General features: G+C 63.8%; 21 protein-coding genes. 6 read left to right on the forward strand and 15 right to left on the reverse strand.

Annotation, left to right across the window (positions count from 1 at the left end):
• Nucleotides 1–149: 149 nt before the first annotated feature.
• The 13 genes from E3T29_RS19210 to E3T29_RS19270 form a co-directional block, all read right to left on the reverse strand.
• A complete protein-coding gene (locus tag E3T29_RS19210; protein ID WP_134347075.1) occupies nt 150–773 on the reverse strand; it encodes a hypothetical protein in 624 nt (207 codons plus the stop codon).
• A 261-nt stretch (nt 774–1,034) separates the two neighbouring features.
• Complete coding sequence (locus E3T29_RS19215) at nt 1,035–1,301, reverse strand: hypothetical protein (protein ID WP_134347076.1); 267 nt, start codon at nt 1,299–1,301, stop codon at nt 1,035–1,037.
• 76 nt (nt 1,302–1,377) lie between these two features.
• Nucleotides 1,378–1,764, reverse strand: coding sequence for a sulfate permease (locus E3T29_RS19220; RefSeq protein WP_174776448.1), 387 nt, complete (start codon nt 1,762–1,764; stop codon nt 1,378–1,380).
• A 192-nt stretch (nt 1,765–1,956) separates the two neighbouring features.
• Nucleotides 1,957–3,474 (reverse strand): NAD-dependent succinate-semialdehyde dehydrogenase, encoded by a 1,518-nt coding sequence (locus E3T29_RS19225; protein ID WP_134347077.1) that lies wholly within the window; start codon nt 3,472–3,474, stop codon nt 1,957–1,959.
• Nucleotides 3,471–4,694, reverse strand: coding sequence for an iron-containing alcohol dehydrogenase family protein (locus E3T29_RS19230; RefSeq protein ID WP_134347078.1), 1,224 nt, complete (start codon nt 4,692–4,694; stop codon nt 3,471–3,473). Before E3T29_RS19230 ends, E3T29_RS19225 begins: the two co-directional genes overlap by 4 nt.
• Nucleotides 4,691–5,764 (reverse strand): NAD(P)-dependent oxidoreductase, encoded by a 1,074-nt coding sequence (locus E3T29_RS19235; RefSeq protein ID WP_134347079.1) that lies wholly within the window; start codon nt 5,762–5,764, stop codon nt 4,691–4,693. Before E3T29_RS19235 ends, E3T29_RS19230 begins: the two co-directional genes overlap by 4 nt.
• A 34-nt stretch (nt 5,765–5,798) precedes the next feature.
• Nucleotides 5,799–7,322: an aldehyde dehydrogenase gene (locus E3T29_RS19240; RefSeq protein ID WP_134347080.1), complete on the reverse strand. Its 1,524-nt coding sequence runs from the start codon at nt 7,320–7,322 to the stop codon at nt 5,799–5,801.
• Nucleotides 7,319–8,422 (reverse strand): mandelate racemase/muconate lactonizing enzyme family protein, encoded by a 1,104-nt coding sequence (locus tag E3T29_RS19245; protein WP_104088380.1) that lies wholly within the window; start codon nt 8,420–8,422, stop codon nt 7,319–7,321. Before E3T29_RS19245 ends, E3T29_RS19240 begins: the two co-directional genes overlap by 4 nt.
• The gene (gene fae, locus E3T29_RS19250; protein WP_134347081.1) at nt 8,419–8,967 is read right to left on the reverse strand and encodes a formaldehyde-activating enzyme; all 549 of its coding nucleotides are present in this window, start codon (nt 8,965–8,967) and stop codon (nt 8,419–8,421) included. Before fae ends, E3T29_RS19245 begins: the two co-directional genes overlap by 4 nt.
• A complete protein-coding gene (locus E3T29_RS19255; protein WP_134347082.1) occupies nt 8,967–9,905 on the reverse strand; it encodes a glycine betaine ABC transporter substrate-binding protein in 939 nt (312 codons plus the stop codon). Before E3T29_RS19255 ends, fae begins: the two co-directional genes overlap by 1 nt.
• A 60-nt stretch (nt 9,906–9,965) precedes the next feature.
• On the reverse strand, nt 9,966–10,754 hold the full coding sequence (locus E3T29_RS19260) for an ABC transporter permease (RefSeq protein ID WP_134347083.1): 789 nt from the start codon (nt 10,752–10,754) through the stop codon (nt 9,966–9,968).
• Between the two features lie 2 nt (nt 10,755–10,756).
• On the reverse strand, nt 10,757–11,797 hold the full coding sequence (locus E3T29_RS19265; RefSeq protein ID WP_370449212.1) for an ABC transporter ATP-binding protein: 1,041 nt from the start codon (nt 11,795–11,797) through the stop codon (nt 10,757–10,759).
• Nucleotides 11,790–12,452 carry an ABC transporter permease gene (locus tag E3T29_RS19270; RefSeq protein WP_369827252.1) on the reverse strand — a complete coding sequence of 221 codons (663 nt, stop codon included), beginning with the start codon at nt 12,450–12,452 and terminating at the stop codon, nt 11,790–11,792. Before E3T29_RS19270 ends, E3T29_RS19265 begins: the two co-directional genes overlap by 8 nt.
• 284 nt (nt 12,453–12,736) lie before the next feature.
• Between E3T29_RS19270 and E3T29_RS19275 the strand changes: the two genes are divergently transcribed.
• The 4 genes from E3T29_RS19275 to E3T29_RS19290 all read left to right on the forward strand — a co-directional run bounded on the left by E3T29_RS19275 (nt 12,737) and on the right by E3T29_RS19290 (nt 15,996).
• Entirely contained in the window at nt 12,737–13,480 is a 744-nt protein-coding gene (locus E3T29_RS19275) for an IclR family transcriptional regulator (RefSeq protein WP_241987920.1), read from the forward strand.
• Nucleotides 13,481–14,284: 804 nt separating this feature from the next.
• Nucleotides 14,285–14,878, forward strand: coding sequence for a hypothetical protein (locus tag E3T29_RS19280; protein ID WP_134347085.1), 594 nt, complete (start codon nt 14,285–14,287; stop codon nt 14,876–14,878).
• Between the two features lie 25 nt (nt 14,879–14,903).
• Nucleotides 14,904–15,428 (forward strand): hypothetical protein, encoded by a 525-nt coding sequence (locus E3T29_RS19285; RefSeq protein ID WP_134347117.1) that lies wholly within the window; start codon nt 14,904–14,906, stop codon nt 15,426–15,428.
• 100 nt (nt 15,429–15,528) lie between these two features.
• Nucleotides 15,529–15,996 (forward strand): SRPBCC family protein, encoded by a 468-nt coding sequence (locus tag E3T29_RS19290; protein WP_134347086.1) that lies wholly within the window; start codon nt 15,529–15,531, stop codon nt 15,994–15,996.
• Nucleotides 15,997–16,106: 110 nt separating this feature from the next.
• Here E3T29_RS19290 and E3T29_RS19295 read toward each other — a convergent pair whose 3' ends face one another.
• The gene (locus E3T29_RS19295) at nt 16,107–18,026 is read right to left on the reverse strand and encodes an ABC transporter ATP-binding protein (RefSeq protein ID WP_134347087.1); all 1,920 of its coding nucleotides are present in this window, start codon (nt 18,024–18,026) and stop codon (nt 16,107–16,109) included.
• Nucleotides 18,027–18,908: 882 nt separating this feature from the next.
• Between E3T29_RS19295 and E3T29_RS19305 the strand changes: the two genes are divergently transcribed.
• On the forward strand, nt 18,909–19,232 hold the full coding sequence (locus E3T29_RS19305; protein ID WP_134347088.1) for a putative quinol monooxygenase: 324 nt from the start codon (nt 18,909–18,911) through the stop codon (nt 19,230–19,232).
• Between the two features lie 184 nt (nt 19,233–19,416).
• Nucleotides 19,417–20,055, forward strand: coding sequence for an MBL fold metallo-hydrolase (locus tag E3T29_RS19310; RefSeq protein WP_104088399.1), 639 nt, complete (start codon nt 19,417–19,419; stop codon nt 20,053–20,055).
• 137 nt (nt 20,056–20,192) lie between these two features.
• On the opposite strand, the gene E3T29_RS19315 is transcribed toward E3T29_RS19310, so the two are convergent.
• Nucleotides 20,193–20,822: a TetR family transcriptional regulator gene (locus E3T29_RS19315; protein WP_166792476.1), complete on the reverse strand. Its 630-nt coding sequence runs from the start codon at nt 20,820–20,822 to the stop codon at nt 20,193–20,195.
• Nucleotides 20,823–20,930: the final 108 nt, after the last annotated feature.

The raw sequence follows: 20,930 nt of genomic DNA on the forward strand, positions 1-20,930 counted from the left end.
CCGTGCGACGCGCTGACCGCCGCCATCATTCTCGGGCGCGTGGTGCGGCACGGGGACTTTCGGCGGGCCGGATGGCTTGCCGTGCTTGCATCAGGGCGCTCATCTTGCAGTACATCCCCAGCGCCTGGTTGGAGATTCCCATCGGAGGGTTACTCGAGCGGGGCGGGTGCCTGTATGATCAGCGATTCCACTGGCGCACGCGGCTTCCCGCGACGTGCCCTTGCCTGGTTCTCCATCTCAGCTTCGACAACATACCGCTTGCAATTACGCTGCACCTGCGTTACGACAGCTCTTACGAGTTGGTCGAATTGCTGTTGTCGCTCTACCCGCCGCACCTCAGCTTTCGTACTCCGCACGGCCGCGGCGACGTCGCGGCTGGTCAGTAGGTCGACCCGGCGCATCCGCTCCGCGACTATCTCGACGGCTCGGGCGTGAACGATGGTCTCCGCCGGAACCGACGGAAGGCCCATGCGCGCTCTGGTCTCCACGTACGCCTCGGCGAACTCGCGCATGCGAGTGTCGTTCTTCAACATGTGCTCGGTCAGCGATTCCGCGAACACCGTGAACTGCCGCAGATGCTCTGGCCGCGACGGGTCATTGAAGTAGGTATCGGCCTCGCGCTCGTTGGCCCGGCACTCCGCCGCGGTCGTCGCGTGCAAAAGCTGCGGCGGGAGGCCGGCCCGACTCAGGCTGCGCTTCAGCCGTCGCGCTGCTGCGTTGGCCTCCAGCTCGGACCGGTAGATCTCGGGATCGCTGCGCCGGTTGCGCTGCAACTCGGCACGGCGCTCCTTGTTGCGCTCGGCCCACTGCCTCCCGATGCCGCCGAGCAGCGGCCCGACGGATCGAGTCCCGGTTGAGCTCCCGGGCCCGTTCTAGGTGCTCGGCCCGCCAGAGCCGATTTATCGCGCGGATCCGGTTGCGATTCGCCGCCACATACTGGCGCCACTTCTCCGCCGCTTCATCAGCAGACGGATGCTCCGCCAGCGCCTTCCGCGCCGCGGCGCCTTCCTCAGATGGGTCGTTCATGATCGCGGCTACTCGGCAGGCGGCGGAGCCAACTCGATGACCAAAGCAAGCAGCTCAGAGCGATGCGCCGTCGGATTCGTGATCACACGCCCGATCGCGACGCGCAGCCGTTCGGCGTCCTCGTCCGCGATCCCAGCGACAGGTTCCAGGCAGTACGCGATGTCGTTCTGCAGGTTGGGGCCGTCATCGTCGACGGCTATCTCCGGATAGTAGAACAGAGCAGCCAAGGCGGTGCGGCTGAGCAGGTCGTCGAACTGCTCTTGCGGAATCGTCATAGTGAAGCCTCCTGTGCGCGGTCGTGTGTGAGCTAATCATGCCGCTACCAGGAGGTACGCAGGCCGAGACTTGCCGTCAGCCGCGCCCCAACACGAGCGTCGGCCCGTCGAAGCGCTCGACGCCGTCGGCGAGCAGCGCCCGCGTCATGCCACGGCGCGCCACTGCTTCACGAACGCGCACCGCGATCAACTTGAGCAGGCTGATTGGCCCGATCAAGAGAATCTTCAGGGTGTTCCAGAGACACAAGATCACGAGCAGGTTTAGCCAACCGGGCCCGCCGGCTTCGACCTGCGCTCGGCAATAGATAGCTGCGAGCGCATACGGAACGGCGAGCAGCATCGCCGGCACACCCCACTTCAGCCCGCGCCTCGTATGGATCGCGTCGATCACAAGAGCGGTCGGCATGAATCGACGCAAGAAGAAGTAGCTGCGGGCGGTGGCGGCCAGAATGAATTCGAACATGGCGCGGCCTTTCAGATGCTCGGCAACAAGAACCTGAAGGACTGAAAGTCATACCATCGCAACGAGCGACAGCGCGTTATAGAGGATGCCTACCAACACCCTAGAACTGGATGCATATGGAGGAAAGCCCCCAGTTGTAAAGGTCCAGACGTGCCCGATGGGCGCATCGACACCGTCGATACGCCCAAAGGTCTAGTTCACAGCAGCAAAGGGGTCGGCGATGCCGACGTAGCGAGTCTCCAAGTATTCTTCGATGCCCTCGAAACCGCCCTCTCGGCCCAGCCCCGACTGCTTGACTCCTCCAAACGGTGCGGCCGGATTCGAGACGATGCCCGTATTCACGCCGAGCATGCCCACGTCGAGCTCTTCCGACAATCGCAGGGCACGGTTGAGATCGAGAGTGAATACGTACCCGACCAGACCGAACTCGGTGTCGTTGGCCAACGCGATCGCCTCCGCTTCGGTCTTGAAGGTGATGATCGGCGCGACGGGACCGAAGACCTCTTCGCGCATGATGCGTGCGGAGGCGGGGACATCCGTCAGCACGGTCGCCGCGTAGAAATACCCGGGTCCATCGATGTACGTGCCACCCAATGCCAGAGTTGCACCCTGTCGTTGGGCATCGATCACGAGCTCGTGCGCCTTGGCCCTGGTGGCCTCGTCGACGAGCGGGCCGAGCAGCGTGGCTGGTTCGGTGCCGCGGCCGACGGTGTGGGCGCGCATCCGCTCTACCAAGCGTTGCGTGAACTCCCGCGCGATGGATTCGTGCACCAGCAGGCGGTTCGCTGCGGTACAAGCCTCACCGCCATTGCGCAGCTTCGCGACCATCGCGCCGTCGACGGCGGCATCGAGATCGGCGTCTTCGAAGACAAGGAGCGGAGCGTTACCGCCAAGCTCCATGGACACTCGCAGCACCTGGTCGGCCGCAGTTTTCAACAGGTTGATCCCCACCGGGGTCGATCCGGTGAACGACAGTTTACGAAGCCGAGAATCGGTGATCAGCGGCCCAGTCACGGCACCGGCACTTGTAGTCTGCACGACGTTGAGCACCCCGGCCGGCAGCCCGCACTCCTGCAGTACCTGGGCAAAGAGCAGCGCGCTAAGCGGTGTCAGCGCTGCTGGCTTCAGCACCATCGTGCACCCCGCTGCGATAGCCGGAGCGATCTTGCGCGTGGCCATGGCCAAAGGAAAATTCCATGGTGTGATGAACAGGCACGGCCCGACCGCACGCCTGGTCACCATCAGGCGGCTTCGACCGTCGGGCGCGACCGCGAACCGGCCCGAAATGCGGGCCGTCTCCTCTGAGAACCAGCGCAGAAATTCGGCGCCATAGCTCACCTCACCGCGGGCCTCGGCGAGCGGCTTGCCCATCTCGAGCGTCATCAGCAGGGCAAAGTCGTCGGCCCGCGCGGTTACCGCTTCGAATGCAGCCCGCAATATCTCGGCGCGCACACGCGGCGCAGTCTTTGCCCACCCCTTTTGGGCAGCGGATGCCGCCGCCAGCGCCGCGAGGCCGTCTTGCGGCGTCGCATCCGCTACCTGAACCAGTACGTCACCGGTCGAGGGGTCGCAAACGTCGAAGGTGCCTCCATCGCTCGCAGCTCGCCACTCACCGCCGATGAACAGACCGGTGGGCAGGCTCGCAAGGAGCGCCAGTTCGTCGGCGCGGGTGACACCGGCAGGTTGCCGGGTTTCGGTCGTGGTGGTCACAGGGATTCCTTCAGAATGCGCACCACGTCATCGACGGTGGGCTGGATCGGATTGTTGATGGTCACGCTGTCGGCAAGCGTGTCGGCGGCGAGCGATGCCAGATCACCGTCGGTTACTCCGAATTTCGAGAGCGGGCCGGTCATGCCGACCCTCACGGCCAGCGCGGCGACGGCCTCAATAGCGCGCTGCGCGTTCTCGGCCTCGGTCACGTCGGTGCGCCCGACGCCGAGAGCGAAGGCCACCCGAGCGATTCTTGCCGCGCGGGCGGAGAGGTTGAAGCGCAGCACACCCTCGATCACGATGCAGAGCGCTAGTCCGTGCGGAATATTGAACTGTCCACCAAGCGGATGCGCGATGCCGTGCACGAGACCGAGTCCGGTGTGCGAGAAACCGACTCCTGCAACGTGGCTGGCGAGCAGCAGTTCCGCGCGGGCCTCAATGTCGGTTCCGTCGTCGACGGCGCGCGGCAGAAACTCGGCGACGGTGGCGATGACCTGTAGGGCGATGCCGTCGCTGTACGGGTTCGCCCGCACGGACAGGTAGGACTCGAGTGCGTGGGTGAGGGCGTCCATGCCGGTGGCGGCGGTCGCGCCGGCCGGCAGGCCCACGGTGAGGTCGGGGTCGAGCACGGCCGCCCGGGCGAGTGCACTGTCGTGACCCACGTAGAACTTGCGATGGCTGACCACGTCGGTGATCACGCCGAAGGCGTTCACCTCGGCGCCGGTGCCCGCGGTGGTGGGCACCGCGACGATCGGCAGGGCCGGGTGCAAGAAGCTGCTCGTGTAGTCGAGGCCGATGCCGCGCTGCGGGTTGCGCGCGCCGAGGGCGATGCCCTTCGCGGCGTCCATCGACGATCCGCCGCCCACGGCCACGATGCCGTCCGCGCCGACGGATGCCGCGAGGTCGCTGCCCTCGTCGACGCACGTTGTCGTCGGGTTCGGGGTGACCCCGCCGTAGACGGTGACGGTGAGCCCCGCTGTTTCGAGGGCCTCGCGCACGGCGGCAACGACTGGGCTGGTGGCGAGGAACGGGTCCGTGACGACGAGCGCGTGCGTCACCCCGCTGGCCGCCGTGATGCGGCCGACTTCGGTCACGGTGCCGCGGCCGAAATGCGCGACCGGTTTCGGGTCGAGCACGAGCGAAATGTCGCTCAGCGACCGGGGCAGCGGGGCCAGCCCGGTCGCGGCGGCGGTCGCATCCGTTGGGCGGATGGTGCTCATGCGGAGGCCAGATCGGCGTTGACGGATGACGCCACGGCCGACGCGGCAGCGGATGCCGCCACCGACGCGGCGACGGCGGCATTCGCCGACGCTTCGGCTGCTTCCTCGGCCGCTGCGACGGCAGCCACCACGTCGGCGGGGCTCGACGGGGTGGAATCGTTCAGTCGCAGGTTGATTCCACTGAGATCCTCATAGAGTCGCACCGGGCTCATCTCCCCCGCGGCGTCTCCGTATTGGGCGCGGGCGCGGCGGTAGATCTGCTCCACCAGGCCGCTGAGTTCGGCGGGTACCCCCACGGAGCGGGCCAGGTCGATGGAGAGTCCGAGGTCTTTACAGGCGAGGGCGATGGAGAAGCCCTCGTCGTAGTCGCCGTCACCGAGGATGGACAGGACGTCGTGCTGAACGAAGTTGCTGTTGGCGGGGCTCGCGATGAGCGAGGCGCGCAGAACGCCCAGGTCGACACCCGCTTTGACGCCGATGCTGAGCACCTCGGCGGTCGCGACCAAATGGGAGAACCAGAGCTGGTTGATCATGAGTTTCACGGCGTAGCCGGTTCCGGCGGCACCGACGTGCAGGATTCGCTCCGGGTCTCCCATCGCCCTAAAGATCGGCAGCAACTCCTCGAAGTCGTCAGAGGAACCGCCAACAAAGATCTGCAGCATGCCCGAGGCAGCACCGACCGACATTCCGCTGACGGGTGCGTCCAGGATGCGCAGTCCGCGGTCGGCGTGCTCGAATCGCACCCCGTTGGCCACGTCGGGAACGGAGGTGGACATGTCGATCCAGCAGCCGCCATCCGCTATGCCGGCGAGGATGCCGTTCTTGCCGTTGACGACGGTGTCGACGTGACGCGGCGTGGGCAGCATGGTGATGACGACGTCGGTCTGCGCGGCGACCTCGGCCGGGGTGTCGGCCCAGACGGCGCCGTTGGCGAGCAGCGAGGCAGCTGATTCCCGCCGAATGTCGTTCACGACCAGTGCGTAGCCGGCCTCCTGCAGATTGCGGGTCATGCCGGAGCCCATGTTGCCCAGGCCGATGAAGCCGACTCGCGTCGACGGAGTAGCGGTCATAACAGTTTTCTCAATTCAGTCTGTGGTGGTCGAGTTAGTCGGTGGGAAGGGTGGAATCACCCAGGTTGATCCAGGTGGTCTTCAACGCGGTATAGGCGTCGAAGGCGTGCAGCGACCGGTCGCGGCCACTGCCCGAGTTTTTGAAGCCGCCGAAGGGAGTGATGATGTCGGAGGCATCGAAGGTGTTCACCCACACGGTGCCGGCGTGCAGTTCGCGAGCGGCAGCGTGAGCGGTGGAGATGTTGCTGGTCCAGACGCTCGCGGCGAGGCCATAGGGGCTGTCGTTGGCCACGCGCACGGCCTCGGCCGCGCCGCGCACCGTGGTCACAGCAAGGGCCGGGCCGAAAATTTCTTCCTGCCCGATTCGTCCCGTGTTGTCGACGCCGTCAAAAACCGTGGGCTCAACGTAATAGCCTCCGAAGAGTCCATCGGGGCGCACTCGGCCACCGCCGTGAACGTCAACGCCCTCGGCGCGCGCGATCTCGGTGTACCCCAGCACCCGGTCAAGCTGCTTCTCGCTCGCGATGGTGCCGATCTGGGTGGCCTCGTTGAGCGGATCCCCCAGCACGAGCGATCGCCCCACCGCGAGCACCCTGTCGACGAGTTCGTCGTGCACGCGCTCGTCCACGATGAGGCGACTGCCGCCGTGGCAGGTCTGCCCAGCGTTGTAAAAGATGCCCCAGGCAACCGATTCAGCGCACGCGGCGAGGTCTTCGGTATCGGCAAGAACGACCTGCGCGGACTTGCCGCCGAGTTCGAGGGCGACCTGCTTGCCGTTCGATTCGCCGGAGTAGGTGAGAAAGCCGCGCCCGACGGCGGGTGAACCGGTGAAGGTGATCTTGTCCACAAGCGGATGCCGCCCCAGTGCCTGCCCGGCCACAGGTCCGAGCCCGGGAACGACGTTGAAGACACCCGCGGGGATGCCTGCCTCGGCCGCTAGCTCGGCGAGCTTCAGCGCCGACAGGCTCGTCAGTTCGGCCGGTTTCAGTACTACCGAGTTGCCAGCTGCAAGCGCGGGCGCGATCTTCCAGGCTGTGATGATGAGGGGGTAGTTCCACGGAACCACTGCGCCGACAACGCCGAGCGGTTCGCGGGTCACGAGGGCGAGCGCCGACTGGGGCGTGGGTGCCACCTCGTCGTAGATCTTGTCGATGGCTTCTGCGTACCAACGCACTGTGCGGGCGGCCTGCGGCACGTCAACACGGCGGGCGTCCCCGATGGGATGCCCGGAATCGATGGATTCGAGCAGGGCGAGTTCGTCGAGGTTCTCGAGCATGAGGTCGCTGAGGCGGGTGAGCACCCGGGCCCGCTCGCGTCGGTCGGCACGGCTCCAGACGCCGCGCTCGAAGGCGCTGGCCGCTGCGCGAACCGCGTCGTCGACATCCGGAGCGCCTGCAGCGCTGACCGTGCAGAGCAGACGGCCGTCGCGCGGGGAGAAGTTGTCGAAGGTGGCGCCGTCGCGGGCCGGCCGAAAAGCGCCATCGATGAACAGCCGGGTCTCGGGCTTCAGGGCCGCGGCCCGGGAAATCCAGACAGATTCGCCCAAAACGGTGGTCATACGGTGTACCTCTTTACTGCGTCCCAGTCGATCTGCGCGCCGAGCCCGGGCAGGGATGGCACGACCAGTTCGCCGGACGCGTTGATGTCGAGCGGGGTCATGAAGAAGTCGCGGCGTTCGGGCGTCCAGCCGGGCGGGTCGTAGGGAAACTCCAGGTACGGCCCGGCATCCACTCCGGCGGCGACGTGCAGGTTTGCGAGCAGCCCCAGCCCGTTGCTCCAGGTGTGCGGCGTGAACATCCGGTGCCGCAGGTTGGCAGATTCGGCGACCTGCCTCGCCCGGTACATGCCCACCGAGAGGGCGACGTCGGGCTGGTAGATGTCGTAGGCATCCGCTTCAATGAGGGCGCTCATTTCGCCCATGCTGCGCACCATTTCGCCCGCGGCGATCTGAATGCCGGTTTCCGAGCGGATGCGCCGGGCACCGACAACGTCGGCCTGCGGCAGCGGTTCCTCCAGCCAGAGCACCCCGAGCTCCTGCAGCTCGGCGGCGATGCGACGTACCCGGGCCAGCGGCAGGGCGGCCTCGATGTCTCCGCTCATGCGCCACATCTGGTTGAGGTCGACCATGATGTCGAAGTCGGGGCCGACCGCTTCGCGCGTGGCGCGCACGGCGGCGATGCCCTCGGTGATGCTGTCGCGGGCAATGCGAATCTTCATCGCCTTGAAGCCGCGTTCCCGAGCGGCGAGCGCGGACTCGGCCCGCGCGGCCGCCGGTTTCAGCTCACCGCACGAGGCATACGCGGTGAGGCGGTCGCGCGCCCCGCCAAAGAGCACGCTGACCGGCAACCCGGCGACCTGCCCGATGATGTCCCACAGCGCCGCTTCGAGCGGCCAGTAACGGCCGCCGTGAAAGTTGATCGTCTCGATGCGGCGCACCTGGTTGAGGATCTGTAGCGGGTCGGTGCCGATGAAAAGGTCTTCGTAGGCTTCGAAACCGTCCATGGTGTCGCCGGAGCCGACGCCGATCAGACCGGCATCCGTTTCGACCTGCACCAGGGTGGCGGGAAAGTCGCGCCGCGGAACGGGGTCCCAGGCCGCCGAGAAGGGCGGATCGAGTGGCAGATTCAAGCGGATGAGACGGATCGCCGTGATCTTCATGTGGATGCTCCCGAGAGGGTTGGCGCCGGAGCCGCGGTGTTCGCGGGCGTGAAGAACGGGTTGGACGGGCTGTCGCGGGCTTGGATCACGGCGTCGGTGCTTGGCAGTCCGGCCGCACCGTTGACGAGGGCAGTGTGCACGGAGAGGCGGTTGTGGGCGTAGACGGCTTCGGCGTCGTCGGCGCCCGGGTTCACCCAAACGGCGGCAATGATCACGTGACTGTCAGCCTGTTCTCGCGAGATGGTGCCGTCAGCCAGGGCTTCGGCGACCCCGGCTGCGATGCCGGCCTGCGCCGGTCCCCAGATCAGCAGGCCGTGAGCATCCGTTGCCGGAGCGGCCTTGGTCACGAACAGGGTGAGCGGTTTGACCGGCAGGGAGGGGCGCAGCACGGTGACGAAGGGAACGTGACCCGCGCTCGGGGTGGCAAGGGCGGTCGCCCAGGCCACCCCCGCCGGACCTCCGCGGTGACCGAAGACCGTGTTGACGTGGGCGGCGTTCACTCCCTCGCCGATGAAGCTCTCGCCGATCTGGAGGGCTTGCGTCATCAGATCAGTCCCTGTTCGGTCAGCCATTCGTTGGCGATGTCTTCGGGGTCGTCTCCGTCAACATCGGCCAGCGCGTTGAGCTTCTGCATTTCTTCGGTCGTCAGCTTGTCACTCATCAGCGCCATGACCTCGGCGATGCCGGGGTATTCATCGAGTGTGGTCTGCTTGAGCGTGAACGCGCCCTGGTATACCGGGAAGAATTCCTTGTCGTCCTTCATTACCGTGAGGTCGAGGGCGGTGATGCGCCCATCCGTCTGGAAAACCTCACCGAAGTTGCAGTCGTCGCCCTTTTCGGTGGCCGTATAGATAACACCCGTGTCGAGCAAGGCCACATTGGAGTCGGGAACGTCGAGACCATACGCGGCCTTGAGACCCGGCCAACCATCATCGCGGGTCGAGAATTCACTCTCAATGCAGAAGGTCTGGTCGGCCACCGGCAGCTTGGCGATGTCGCTGAGCGAAGTGACGCCCAACTCCTTAGCCTTGTCGGAGCGAATCGCGAACGCATAGGTGTTGTTAAGCGGTGCTGGGTCGAGCCACGCGATACCGTTCGCGGCATCGGCCTCCTTGGTGGCGGCGAACTGCGCTTCCTCACCCTGTACCGGAGCGGTGTTGTTGTTGTAGGTGATCCAGGACGTACCGGTGTATTCCCAGTACCCCATGAAGTCGTCACTTTCGAGTGCGGCGCGAACATTGGCCGAGCCGACAACCTGCGTGTTGGCATCTGTCTTAGCGCCGTGAGCATTGAGGAGACCGCTCGTCAGGTAGGCGAGGATGTACTGCTCGGAGAAATCCTTGGCGCCGATCGTACCCGTGAGGCCGGTGACTTCGTCACCCTTGGACGCGGTCCCAGCCGAACTGCCCGACGAACAGCCGGTCAGGGCCAGGGCGCCGACGGCCGTGAGGGCAAGGATAGAAAGGACAGTGGCTTTTTTCATTGTTACTCCTTGGGTGTGGGGTTGGTTAGAGCTGCTGTGATCGAAGAAAAAATTGAGAGTTCAGGTACCACGGGGGCGGAGCACGTCTTCGGCTGTAGCGGCGATCCAGTCGATGAGAAGGGCGATACAGGCGACGAGTACGGCGCCGGTCACCAGGACTGGGTATCGCTGCAGTTTCAAGCCGTTGACGATCATGTCGCCCAGGCCACCGGCGTTGATGAAGGTGGCGATCGTCGCCACCCCCACGCAGAAGACCAGCGACGTGCGCAGCCCGGCGAGGATCACCGGCACGGCGAGGGGCAGCTCAATACGAAAGAGCACCTGGTTCTGGGTCATACCCATTCCGAAGGCCGATTCGCGCACATTCTCGTCGACCTGTTGCAGACCGATCATGGTGTTACGCAGCACCGGCAGAAACGAGTAAACGACAAGCCCGACGAGTGCCGTAAGGTAGCCGGTTTGCCAGAGGATGGCCAGCAGAATGATGACGCCGACCGCCGGCGTTGCCTGGCCCACGTTGGCGAGGCCCAGCACGATCGCCTTGATCAGGCGCGAGCGCGTGCGGCTGAGCAGGATTCCAGTCGGAATGGCTAAAAGGGCCACGAGTGCAGACGCAACTACTGTGAGCCCGAGGTGCTCGCGCACGCGGGCGATGATGTAGTCCGTGTTGAGGGTGCGGGACTCGATCGAGTCGAGCGTCAGGCTCGACAGCCAGAGAAAGAGCACGACGAGCACGAGTAGCACCGCGGCGGGGGTGAGGAACCGCTTGATCGACCAGATTTCATCGCTACGCCGGGCCGTGCGGCGCAGCACAGTCGGGGTCGCGCTGGTAGCCGTCGGGACGACCATGGTCAGGCCTCCGCAGTAGGGGCGAGAACGGGCACTTCGGCACCGAGCACTGCGGAGATTTGGTCAACGCTAATCGACCCAACCGTCTTGTTTAGCTCATCAACTACGGCCAGTGCCGGGAGTCCTGAAAGAACGAGGGAATCAAGGGCGTCACGCAAAGAATCCGTGGTGCGCACCGTGGTTCCTCCCCCAGTCGCGGCGTTTGCGGGGCCGAGGCGAGCTGCGGTCACAGGAATGAGGACGAGGCGTTTGATTGCAGTGCCCAAACCGATAAATGAAGAGACGTAATCGTTGGCAGGGTTCGAGAGAATATTCGCCGGGGTATCAAATTGTTCAATCTGGCTGCGGTTACTGAGCACGGCGATGCGGTCGCCGAGACGCACGGCCTCGTCGAAGTCGTGAGTGACGAAGATGATGGTCTTGCCGATCGATGCTTGAAGGCGCAGAAACTCGGCCTGTAGTTTCTCTCGGGTGATCGGGTCGGTCGCGCCGAACGGTTCGTCCATGAGCATCACCGGCGGGTCGGCGGCCAAGGCACGAGCAACACCTACGCGCTGTTGCTGTCCGCCGGAGAGTTGCTTGGGGTAGCGGTGCGCGAAGTCGCCGGGTTCGAGGCCCACCGTAGTGAGGAGTTCGTGCACCCGGTCGTTCGTTTTTGCTTTGCTCCAATTTAGGAGCTTGGGGACAACGCCGATGTTCTCGGCGATGGTCATGTGCGGAAACAGCCCGATCTGCTGGATGACATAGCCGATGTGGCGGCGAAGTTCACTAGGGTCGAGCGAGAGTACATCGCGGCCGTCGATCGAGATCGAGCCGCTGGTGGGCTCGATGATGCGATTGATCATCTTCATGGTGGTGGTTTTGCCGCATCCGCTCGGACCGACAAACATGATTAGCTCGCCGGGTTGCGCGGTCATCGAGAAGTTCTGAACCGCGGCGGCGGGCTGGTTGGCGTACTGCTTGGTTACGTTGTTGAGTTCGATGAGCGCACCACTCGTTTTGCCGGCGATCTGCAGCAGGGCGGTGTTTGGTTGCTTAGGCACGGAGTCCCCTTGAGGTGGTTGAACGGGTGATGCCCACGAAGGCGGCATCGACGACGAGTGCGAGAAGCACCACACCGAGCGTTCCGGTGAGGGCGAAGTTGAGGGCGTTCTTAGAACCGAGCGAGCTGAGACCCTGAAAGATGAACTGGCCAAGACCGGGGCCGGCTACATAGGCTGCAATCGCAGCGACGCCGATCGTAAGTTGGGCGGCCACGCGTACCCCAGTGAGAATGATTGGCCACGCCATTGGAAGCTGCACGCGGAGCAGCACCGTGAATGGCGTCATGCCCATACCAAGGGCGGATTCCATAATTGCTGGAGAAACCTCGCGAAGGCCCACGACCGTGTTGCGCACGATTGGCAGCAGCGAGTACATAACGAGGGCGATCACGGTCGGCGTCCAGCCCAGGCCAACTGCGGGAATCAGCAGGGCGAGCAGCGCAAGCGACGGGATGGTGAGGGCCACGCCTGCAGCAGTGATGACGGCGGACCGTGGAAGGGGCTTGTCCCACACCAACATCCCCACTCCGACACCGATCACCATGGCGATCGCCAGGGCGACGGCCACAACGGCGAGATGTTCGCCGAGCAACTCCAGGATGTCGTCCCACCGGCGGGCCCAGAACGTCAACAGTCCGTTCAGGTCTAAGGTCACGGGCGCGTCCTCCTTCACTCAACTCTGCGTGAACCGCGATTCAACTGAATAGCGGTGGAATACAGCGAGACTACGAGATCGTGCCCTTTTGCACAACCATGATTGTGCATATGGCAACATTCAACTATTCTGCAACCATGATGACCATGTTGAGCGGCTCGGATTCCGGAGCGGCCAAAGCAGTACCACGGCGAAACTCCGCTGGATTACGCCGGGATCTCGAGCTTCTAGAAATTCTCGGTTCTCCAGAAGCTGACTCCTCTGGTGGGCTTGGAGTCCTCCGTGTGGCCCAGTTGGCCGGACGCGACAAGGGCCTGGTGTCGCGCACTTTGGCGACTCTTGCCGAGGTCGGTTTGGTCTCCCGCGACGAAGTCACGCAAAACTACCGTCTGGGTTACCAGCTCTACGCCCTCGCAGCGCGCACGCTCGAATCTCGCCTCGTGCGCGCATCCGTGCCGTACCTTCGACGGATGGTCACGGCAACTCATGAGACCACCCACCTGTGTGTCTTGCGCGGGGGGAGCGTGCTGACGTTGGCGAGTGAACTCAGCGAGTATGCCTTTCGCGGGCTCGGCTGGGAGGGTGTTAGTACGGCCGCGTGGCGCACGTCGTCAGGACGAGTGCTCGTGAGCGATTGGGCCGAGGACGATCTTCGGCGCTGGTATGAAGCGCACGGACATGATGAACCGGTGTTGGGTCCAGTCACGCCGCTGCTCATGTATAGCGACACAGCCGAAACGACATCACGCGAATCACAGGGCGTACCCCTCGTCACCGATTTTGAGAGTCTGAAGCGCGAAGTGGCGCACATCCGTCAGCGTGGCTACGCCACCGTCGACGAGGAATTCGAGAAGGGCGTCGTGGGGGTCTCCGCACCGGTCTTCGATTTTCGACGCAACATCATCGCCGCTATCAACGTCAGCGCTCCCAAGACGAGACTGGGAACGCACCTCAACGAGGCTGGGGTACTGGCTGCCCGCGTCGCGGCGGAGCTCTCGGTGCAGCTCGGGGCGCCCGCCAAGATCTAATCGGAAGAACGACGACGGTGAGACGGCGAGCACCTCGTACGTCGTTGCCAAGCCAGAGTTGGTGCGCTCGGCGCGACGACGGGTGACTGCATCATCACGTGGTTTCGAATCTGTCGGCCACCATCTGGTGAGCTAGAGCATTAGACGGGGAACGACAGCTGATCGGGGCGCAAGGTAAGCGTGATTTTCGCCAGCCGCTGCGCGCCCTCGAGTGCGGCACGCGCTCGAGAGGCGTCAAGTTTCTGCGCCGCCTCTCTGGTACTGCACCTAGCGGCTTAGCACACGTAATGCCGTAGCGATCGCGGTACGCCGAGACCGTGCTCGCGTACTTTCGCCACACAGCGGACGCCGATCCTCGCGGCGGTACCCCGAGCGCTCGAGTCCACGACTCCCCTGCGAGCAACGCACGGTCGAGCACTGCGGCCGCTCGCGACTCGATCAGGTCGGCGCGCTCGACCAAGGCCTGATGCATGGCAGAATCCATCGGGCCGAGCGCCCGTGGCATGAGTCCAGGGACGAGACGCGGCGCACGGCGCGAGCGACCCGCTCCGCTATCCCGCGACACGACCGCCGCGACTCGGGCCCGCAGCACCGCCGCGATGTCCTGCGCGTCCTCGAGCCCGCGCGCCGCAACCACGCGCGGCAGCAGGCTCGCAACGTCGACGAAGTGGGCCTCGGCCCGCCGCAGCTCGGCGGTCAATGGTCACGGAAAGGATCAAAACTCAGGCTCGCGGCATCTTGCTGGATTCCGTCTAGAGAAAATACGTACTAGTAGTTCTAGTGAAATAACTCACTAAAAGGAATATGAGGATCACAGTGCCGGCTTCGGCGATTTCTGAGTCTGACGCAGTTGACGTGCTCATCGCGGCCGGTTTCGACGTGTCCGTGCGTTCCGACCAGCGTCGGGGCGTTGGCCTTCTCGTGAGCCGCGACGGCGAAACCGCTGCAGTGCAAGTGAAGGTGCGGCAAAAGACGATCTATGAATGGGACGCCCTGCATTTGCTTGAGAATGCCCAGGAGCGTGTCTTGGTCGTCGTGCCCGTCGCAAGCCGCGGCCTCATCGACGCCGCGAAGCGCGATCGGCGGTTGGGCGTTGTATCGCTCAGGGATCGACTCCTTGTCTGGGACCGCGAGGAGATACACTCGCCAGACGTGATCGTGGCGGCGCATGCGTCAGTGGCTGTGCCTGGCCGACGACGCAACCCGTGGGGTCGCTGGGCAATCATGCGTGCGTATTTCCTCGACGGGGAGCCTCGATCCCAAGTTGAGCTGGCGAAGGAAACCGGCGTGACGCAGTCTGCGGTGTCCAAGTCACACAGCGCGCTCGATGGCCTTATTGTGAGATCAGCTTCTGGTTGGAGGGCGACAGATCGCTTAGCGCTCTGGGAGATGTTGTAACGAGCACAGTGATGGAGAGCGCGTGATGACGTACAGCGTAATTCGAGTTCGCGCGACGCCTAGTGCCTCGCGCTCAGGGCACATGGGTGGCGTGGTCGTGGTTGCTGGTATCGCGGTGGCCGCGTGGATCTCTTTCGGCCGCCACCTCTTCGGGATCGGTGGCGACCTCACCATCATCTACGCGGCGACGCTGGGTGTGATTTTTGCCGCCTTGCTGGTGTTCACGGGGCTCGCGGTACGACGCACGGCACGTCGAGGGTTCGAAACTCGCGCGATAACATACGCGTTTTTCCTTGCATCAGGCGTTAGCGGACTCTTGTTGGGACTCACGCTTCCAGATTCAACACCTCGCGGTTTGCAGACAATCATCAGCGGACCCACACAGCCTGCGTTGGATATCGCTATTGGTATCGCGAACCCCCTGGGCGTTATCGGAATCGCGACCGCGATCATTGCGCTCGTGCTTTCGATTCGCGATTCGCGCGGGCTAATCACGCTTGTTGAGTCTTGGGGCGACGAGGATGACGGCGCCCTTGTCGACCCCGCGTAGCGGCAATTCGTTGCATCGACGCTGCTCTCGAAAGACCCACGTGCAGCACGTCAAGCCGGAAACACCGTCTAAGAGACAGCCCCCACCTAGGCTGAGCAGTATGACGGTCGAACAGGTTGAGCAAGGGCCGCGCCAAGTCGCGCGCACTGTTGAGGTGCCGGCTTCGGCCGAAGACGTCTTCGCGTTGGTGGCTGATCCGCACCGTCACGGTGAGCTGGACGGCTCGGGCACCGTCGGCGGTACGGTGTCGGGGCCGCGGCGACTCACCCAGGGCGCAAAATTCTCGGTAGCGATGAAGCAGTTCGGCGTCCCGTATCGCATCACCAGCACGGTGACGCGCATCGAAGACGGTCGGCTTGTAGAGTGGCGTCACCCCGCGGGACACCGGTGGCGCTGGGAACTCACGCCGCTCACGCCCACGTCTACGCGCGTTACTGAGACGTTTGACTACAGCACCGTCCCAGCCGTTCAGGGAAAGGTCTACGAGCTGCTCGGCTTTCCTCGGCAGAACGCCGCCGGCATCGAAGCCACCCTTCGCCAACTCACGTCGCTCTCCCCCCGCGCTTGACGTGTGGCCACCGAGCCGGAGTCGGTTACGCTGCCGTGATTACCAGCGCCACCGACTCGTCGGTCGTCCGGCTCAGGCGCCGGACCGCATGGTGGCGAAGTGCTCAGTGACTAGATCCCGCTTAGCGCATCCGCATCCGCATCCGCATCCGCATCCGCCGCAACATTCTTCTGCACGGCGAACTGGGTCCGGTGCAATTCCTCGTACCGCCCACCCACAGCCAGCAGTTCCTCGTGCGTACCGCGCTCCACGATCGAGCCGTCCTCAACCACGAGGATCAGGTCCGCGCTGCGGATGGTGGAGAGGCGGTGTGCGATCACCATCGCTGTCCGTCCCTCGAGCGCCTCGCTGAGCGCCGCCTGCACGGCGGCCTCAGACGTCGAGTCCAGCGCCGCCGTCGCCTCGTCGAGGATGACGACGCGCGGCTGGGCGAGCAGGAGCCTCGCGATGGTCATCCGCTGGCGCTCACCCCCGGACAATCGGTAGCCACGCTCGCCCACCATGGTGTTCAGCTGGTCGGGCAGGGACCGGATGAGCGGCTCGAGCCGCGCACGGCGGACGGCGTCCCACACCTCATCGTCGGACGCTTCCGGCCTCGCGAGGCGCAGATTGGAGAGGATGGTCTCGTGGAACAGGTGGCCGTCTTGCGTCACCATGCCCAGGGTATGGCGCATGGAGGCGAACGTGACATCGCGGACATCCGTCCCCGCGAGGCGCACGGCGCCGCTGTCGACGTCGTACAGGCGCGAGAGGAGCTGCGCAATCGTGGATTTGCCGGCACCGGACGAACCAACGAGGGCAACCGTCTGACCCGGCTCGATCCTGAAGGACACGCCGTGCAGCACCTCCTCGCCGCCGCGCGTGTCCAATGTGGAAACCTCCTCGAGAGAGGCGAGAGACACCTTGTCCGCGGACGGGTAGGCGAAGCGCACGTTGTCGAACTCGACGGACACCGGGCCTTCGGGCACGGCGATGGCGTCGGGCTTCTCCTTGATGAGCGGGTCGAGGTCGAGCACCTCGAAGACGCGCTCGAAGCTGACCACCGCGCTCATGATCTCCACCCGTGCGTTTGCGAGGCCGGTGAGCGGCGCGTAGAGGCGGGTGAGGAGAAGCGCCAGGGTGACCACGTCGCCGGTGTTCAGCTGGCCGGCTAGTGCGAGGGCGCCGCCGAGCCCGTACACGAGCGCGAGGGCGAGAGCGGAGACGAGCATCAGGGCGGTGTAGAACACGAACTGCAGCATTGCGGCGCGCACACCGATGTCGCGGACACGGGCGGCGCGGACGCGGAACTCCTCGGCCTCCTCGTCGGGCCGGCCGAACAGCTTGACGAGGGTGGCGCCGGGCGCTGAGAAGCGCTCGGTCATCTGCGTGCTCATGGCGGAATTGTGGTCGGCGGCCTCGCGGCGGAGCGCTGCGAGGCGGCTTCCCATGCGGCGGGCGGGTACCAGGAAGATGGGGAGCATGATCACGGCGAGAACCGTCACGAGCCAGGACGTGCTGAGCATGACGATCAGGGTGAGGATCAGTGCCACGACGTTCGTGACCACGCCGGAAAGCGTGCCGCTGAAGGCCTGCTGAGCGCCGATCACATCGTTGTTGAGGCGGCTCACGAGGGCGCCCGTTCGTGTGCGGGTGAAGAACGCGATCGGCATCTTCTGCACGTGGTTGAAGACCGCGGTGCGGAGGTCGAGGATCACGCCTTCACCGATCCGCGCCGAGTACCACCGCGTCACGAGTGACACGGCGGCGTCAGCCACTGCCACGAGGGCGATGACGACGGCGAGCCACACAATCGTGGTGACCGCGCCCTGGGCGACGATGACGTCGACCACCTGGCCGGCGAGTACCGGCGTCGCGACAGCGAGGAAAGCTCCCACGGTGGAAAGGGTGATGAAGATCAGCAGCTTGGACCGGTAGGGCACCGCGAACGTCATGATCCGTCGCACGGACTCACGGGAGAAGCCGTGTTTGCCGTCCCTGGCGCTCGAGATCTTGTGCAGCGAGCTCCAGGCCGCGCCTTCCATGCTCATGATGGTTCCTTCCGTTGGTACCCGGCCAAGTTTAGATGGCGAGTTGCCCGAGCTCGGGGTTCTCCCCAGCGGCGGCGAGCCGGGGCCTTTTTCATGAAACGGCACGGCCGGCAACGAACGTGTGGGCGGTGTTTGCAGCGCGGCTGCCGAGGTGACGCGTGGTGCGCCGGTCAGCGTCATGGACCGCGTCAGGGCCGCGGTCGTTCCACGACTGTGCGCCCGCCAAAAGCGGTTCACAAGGTCATCATTTACCCATCACATTCATCACTAAATGACCCAAAACGATGACGTACGATTGGCGGCAGCGAACCGCCCGGTTCCCTGCAAACACAAGGAAATCCGCGGGTTTTCGGGAACTTTCGGCAAGGACAGAATTTAGGCTAGAACCTGCAAGGGGTCGCAGGTTCGAATCCTGTCAGCCCACCAAAGGGCCGTTCGCGAAACTGTTCACGAAACGGCCCGGTCGAAACAAAAAGAAATCGCTCCTGAGGATTTTCAGGAGCGATTTCTGGTTTAAGCGGCGTCCCAGCGCACCGACTAACTGCGCTCATCAGGTCACTCGTCGCGACGCCTATCCCAGGGGTCTAGTAGCGGCACGCTGTGGCTACCTCTGGTGAAATAATCGAACGGCACTGAGATTCCGGTTCGATGGCCCTCATCCGGTGATGCCGGCGCACCCGGGACACATTGTTTTGGTGGCGATCGCAGACATAGACACAGTCGTCGTGCAGTGCCGGAGAACTCCCCGACGAGCACGACGCCGACATATCCATCATCAGACTACCGCTATCGACAACCCCACCTAAACTAGGACAACTCACCGTCAGGTTTTCAGGAAGCGCCACCATTCAATGGGACGTGATCCAGGAAAGGAACCATTCCATGATTTTCATCGTTGCCAAGTTCACAGTGAAACCAGATTGGAGTGATCGCTGGCTGGACCTCACACGAGGTTTCACAGAGGCCACTCGCCAGGAACCAGGCAACCTGTGGTTCGACTGGTCGCGCAGTGTTGACGATCCTCACGAGTTCGTCCTCGTCGAGGCATTCCACGATGACGCCGCGGGAGCTCACGTGAACAGCACTCACTTCTCGGCGGCTATGAAGGCTATGCCTCAAGCGCTCGTGAAGATTCCAGAGGTCATCAGCGAGCGTATCGATGCTGAAGGTTGGGGCCCATTGGGAGAAATGACGATGCCCGAGTAGCAAAAAAAATGGGTGATTGCTGAATTGATCGACGTGACCCCCGCTATCCATCTGATCACCCGAGCCGCCAAGAGGCGCACCCAGTGGTCCATGAACTCGAGGCACCGCGACGAACAGAGGTTATTTACCGCTAGCCCCGCGACGCCACCGAGCGAGACCAGCAACCGGTTATAGGAACAGGACTATGCACGATCTCAATGCTCTTACGGTTCGCAGCATCTCAGTGTCTGAGATGAGCAATAACGTGTACGTACTCACTTCGAAATCCAACGGCGCCCAGGTCCTGATCGACGCCGCGGACGATGCACCCGCCATCTTCACCCTGCTCGAAGATGCACAGAAAGACACCAGTGCCATCGCCAGGCTGGCCCTCATAATCACCACACACTCGCACTGGGATCATGTGCGGGCACTTGGCGAGGTCAGGGAACTAACGAAGGCACCAGCTTCGGCGGGGCTCGACGATATTGCGGACATTGCCGTTCCTACGGACATACCCTTGCACCACGGAGAAGTTAGGTCCATCGAAGGCATTGAACTCGAAGTAATCCACCTGCGCGGACACACCCCCGGGTCGGTTGCCGTGCTCTACCGCGACCCATCTGGTCCCGCCCATCTGTTCACTGGTGATTCGCTCTTCCCAGGCGGAGTTGGAAACACCGACGGTGATGCCACGCGTTTCGCATCGTTGTACAACGACATCGTCACCCGAATCTTCGACTACCTTCCGGACGACACACTGGTACACCCAGGCCATGGAGCAGGTACAACGATTGGAGCCGAGCGGAGCAAGCTCTCCGAGTGGAAACAACGCGGCTGGTGATCACGAAACCCGCCTTGTCGACGAGCACCTGAAGTGGGCGGATATTCCGCTGCACAATTGGCGATCACTTCGAATAGCGAATGGTCGAAGGCGCAGCTGACTGACGACCAGGACGGATGCTGAGGATTTGATCAGCTTTATTGAGTCTTTTCGTGTGCGAATGCGGCTTGTAGGGCTCGGGAGTAGTCGCGGAGGGCGGTCTCGACATACGGCAAGGGGGACGCTTGGCCCGAGTGGAGCCAGTTGCGAAAACCGACGAACATGGCGTGCCAGTAGCCATGGCCGAGAACTTCCGGCAGCGTGTCTTTGGGGTCGAGTCCCTCTCGATCAGCGATGAAGTGGGTGATGGCATCCCTCCAGGGTTGACCCTGCATATATGCGTAACTCTGTAACGCCGGAACCGCCTGGATGAGAGTGACTTCGGCGCGCATGATGGGCAGGGCAGCGGGATAGGTGTGTAGGCCGGACAGTACCGCTGCCACGACCGCGTCGGTGCTGACGATGTCGGCGGGAGCCCTCTCCAGAGCGTTGGTGAGGTCTTTGAGCTGCCGGTTGAATCGGTTCCAGACGATGTCGGCTTTGTTCGGAAAGTAGTTGAACAGCGTCTTGCGCCCGATGCTTGCGGCAGTGGCGATGTCGGTCATCGTTGTCTGGTCGAAGCCGTTTTTCAAAAACAGGCCGAGGCCGATCTCGGCGACGGCATCCACGGACACTGTCGGGGGACGTCCTCGCCCTCGACTCTCTCCGGTATCAGGGGTGGAAGCCATTGACTCGACCATACTCTCTGGCAATACTTGAATTAAGACACTCGGTGTAATAAATCGAGTGTCGTCGACGCATAAATCGGTGCGTCCGTTGATCATCCACAAGGAAGA

The sequence above is a fragment of the Cryobacterium sp. TMT1-66-1 genome, from assembly GCF_004403435.1.
GTDB lineage: Bacteria > Actinomycetota > Actinomycetes > Actinomycetales > Microbacteriaceae > Cryobacterium > Cryobacterium flavum.

Coding starts and splice junctions, on each gene's coding strand:
- E3T29_RS19215 (WP_134347076.1), bottom strand. CDS start 1,301: ATGACGATTCCGCAAGAGCAGTTCGACGACCTGCTCAGCCGCACCGCC.
- E3T29_RS19220 (WP_174776448.1), bottom strand. CDS start 1,764: ATGTTCGAATTCATTCTGGCCGCCACCGCCCGCAGCTACTTCTTCTTG.
- E3T29_RS19230 (WP_134347078.1), bottom strand. CDS start 4,694: ATGAGCACCATCCGCCCAACGGATGCGACCGCCGCCGCGACCGGGCTG.
- E3T29_RS19235 (WP_134347079.1), bottom strand. CDS start 5,764: ATGACCGCTACTCCGTCGACGCGAGTCGGCTTCATCGGCCTGGGCAAC.
- E3T29_RS19240 (WP_134347080.1), bottom strand. CDS start 7,322: ATGACCACCGTTTTGGGCGAATCTGTCTGGATTTCCCGGGCCGCGGCC.
- E3T29_RS19245 (WP_104088380.1), bottom strand. CDS start 8,422: ATGAAGATCACGGCGATCCGTCTCATCCGCTTGAATCTGCCACTCGAT.
- fae (WP_134347081.1), bottom strand. CDS start 8,967: ATGACGCAAGCCCTCCAGATCGGCGAGAGCTTCATCGGCGAGGGAGTG.
- E3T29_RS19255 (WP_134347082.1), bottom strand. CDS start 9,905: ATGAAAAAAGCCACTGTCCTTTCTATCCTTGCCCTCACGGCCGTCGGC.
- E3T29_RS19260 (WP_134347083.1), bottom strand. CDS start 10,754: ATGGTCGTCCCGACGGCTACCAGCGCGACCCCGACTGTGCTGCGCCGC.
- E3T29_RS19280 (WP_134347085.1), top strand. CDS start 14,285: ATGAGGATCACAGTGCCGGCTTCGGCGATTTCTGAGTCTGACGCAGTT.
- E3T29_RS19285 (WP_134347117.1), top strand. CDS start 14,904: ATGACGTACAGCGTAATTCGAGTTCGCGCGACGCCTAGTGCCTCGCGC.
- E3T29_RS19290 (WP_134347086.1), top strand. CDS start 15,529: ATGACGGTCGAACAGGTTGAGCAAGGGCCGCGCCAAGTCGCGCGCACT.
- E3T29_RS19295 (WP_134347087.1), bottom strand. CDS start 18,026: ATGAGCATGGAAGGCGCGGCCTGGAGCTCGCTGCACAAGATCTCGAGC.
- E3T29_RS19305 (WP_134347088.1), top strand. CDS start 18,909: ATGATTTTCATCGTTGCCAAGTTCACAGTGAAACCAGATTGGAGTGAT.
- E3T29_RS19310 (WP_104088399.1), top strand. CDS start 19,417: ATGCACGATCTCAATGCTCTTACGGTTCGCAGCATCTCAGTGTCTGAG.
- E3T29_RS19315 (WP_166792476.1), bottom strand. CDS start 20,822: ATGGCTTCCACCCCTGATACCGGAGAGAGTCGAGGGCGAGGACGTCCC.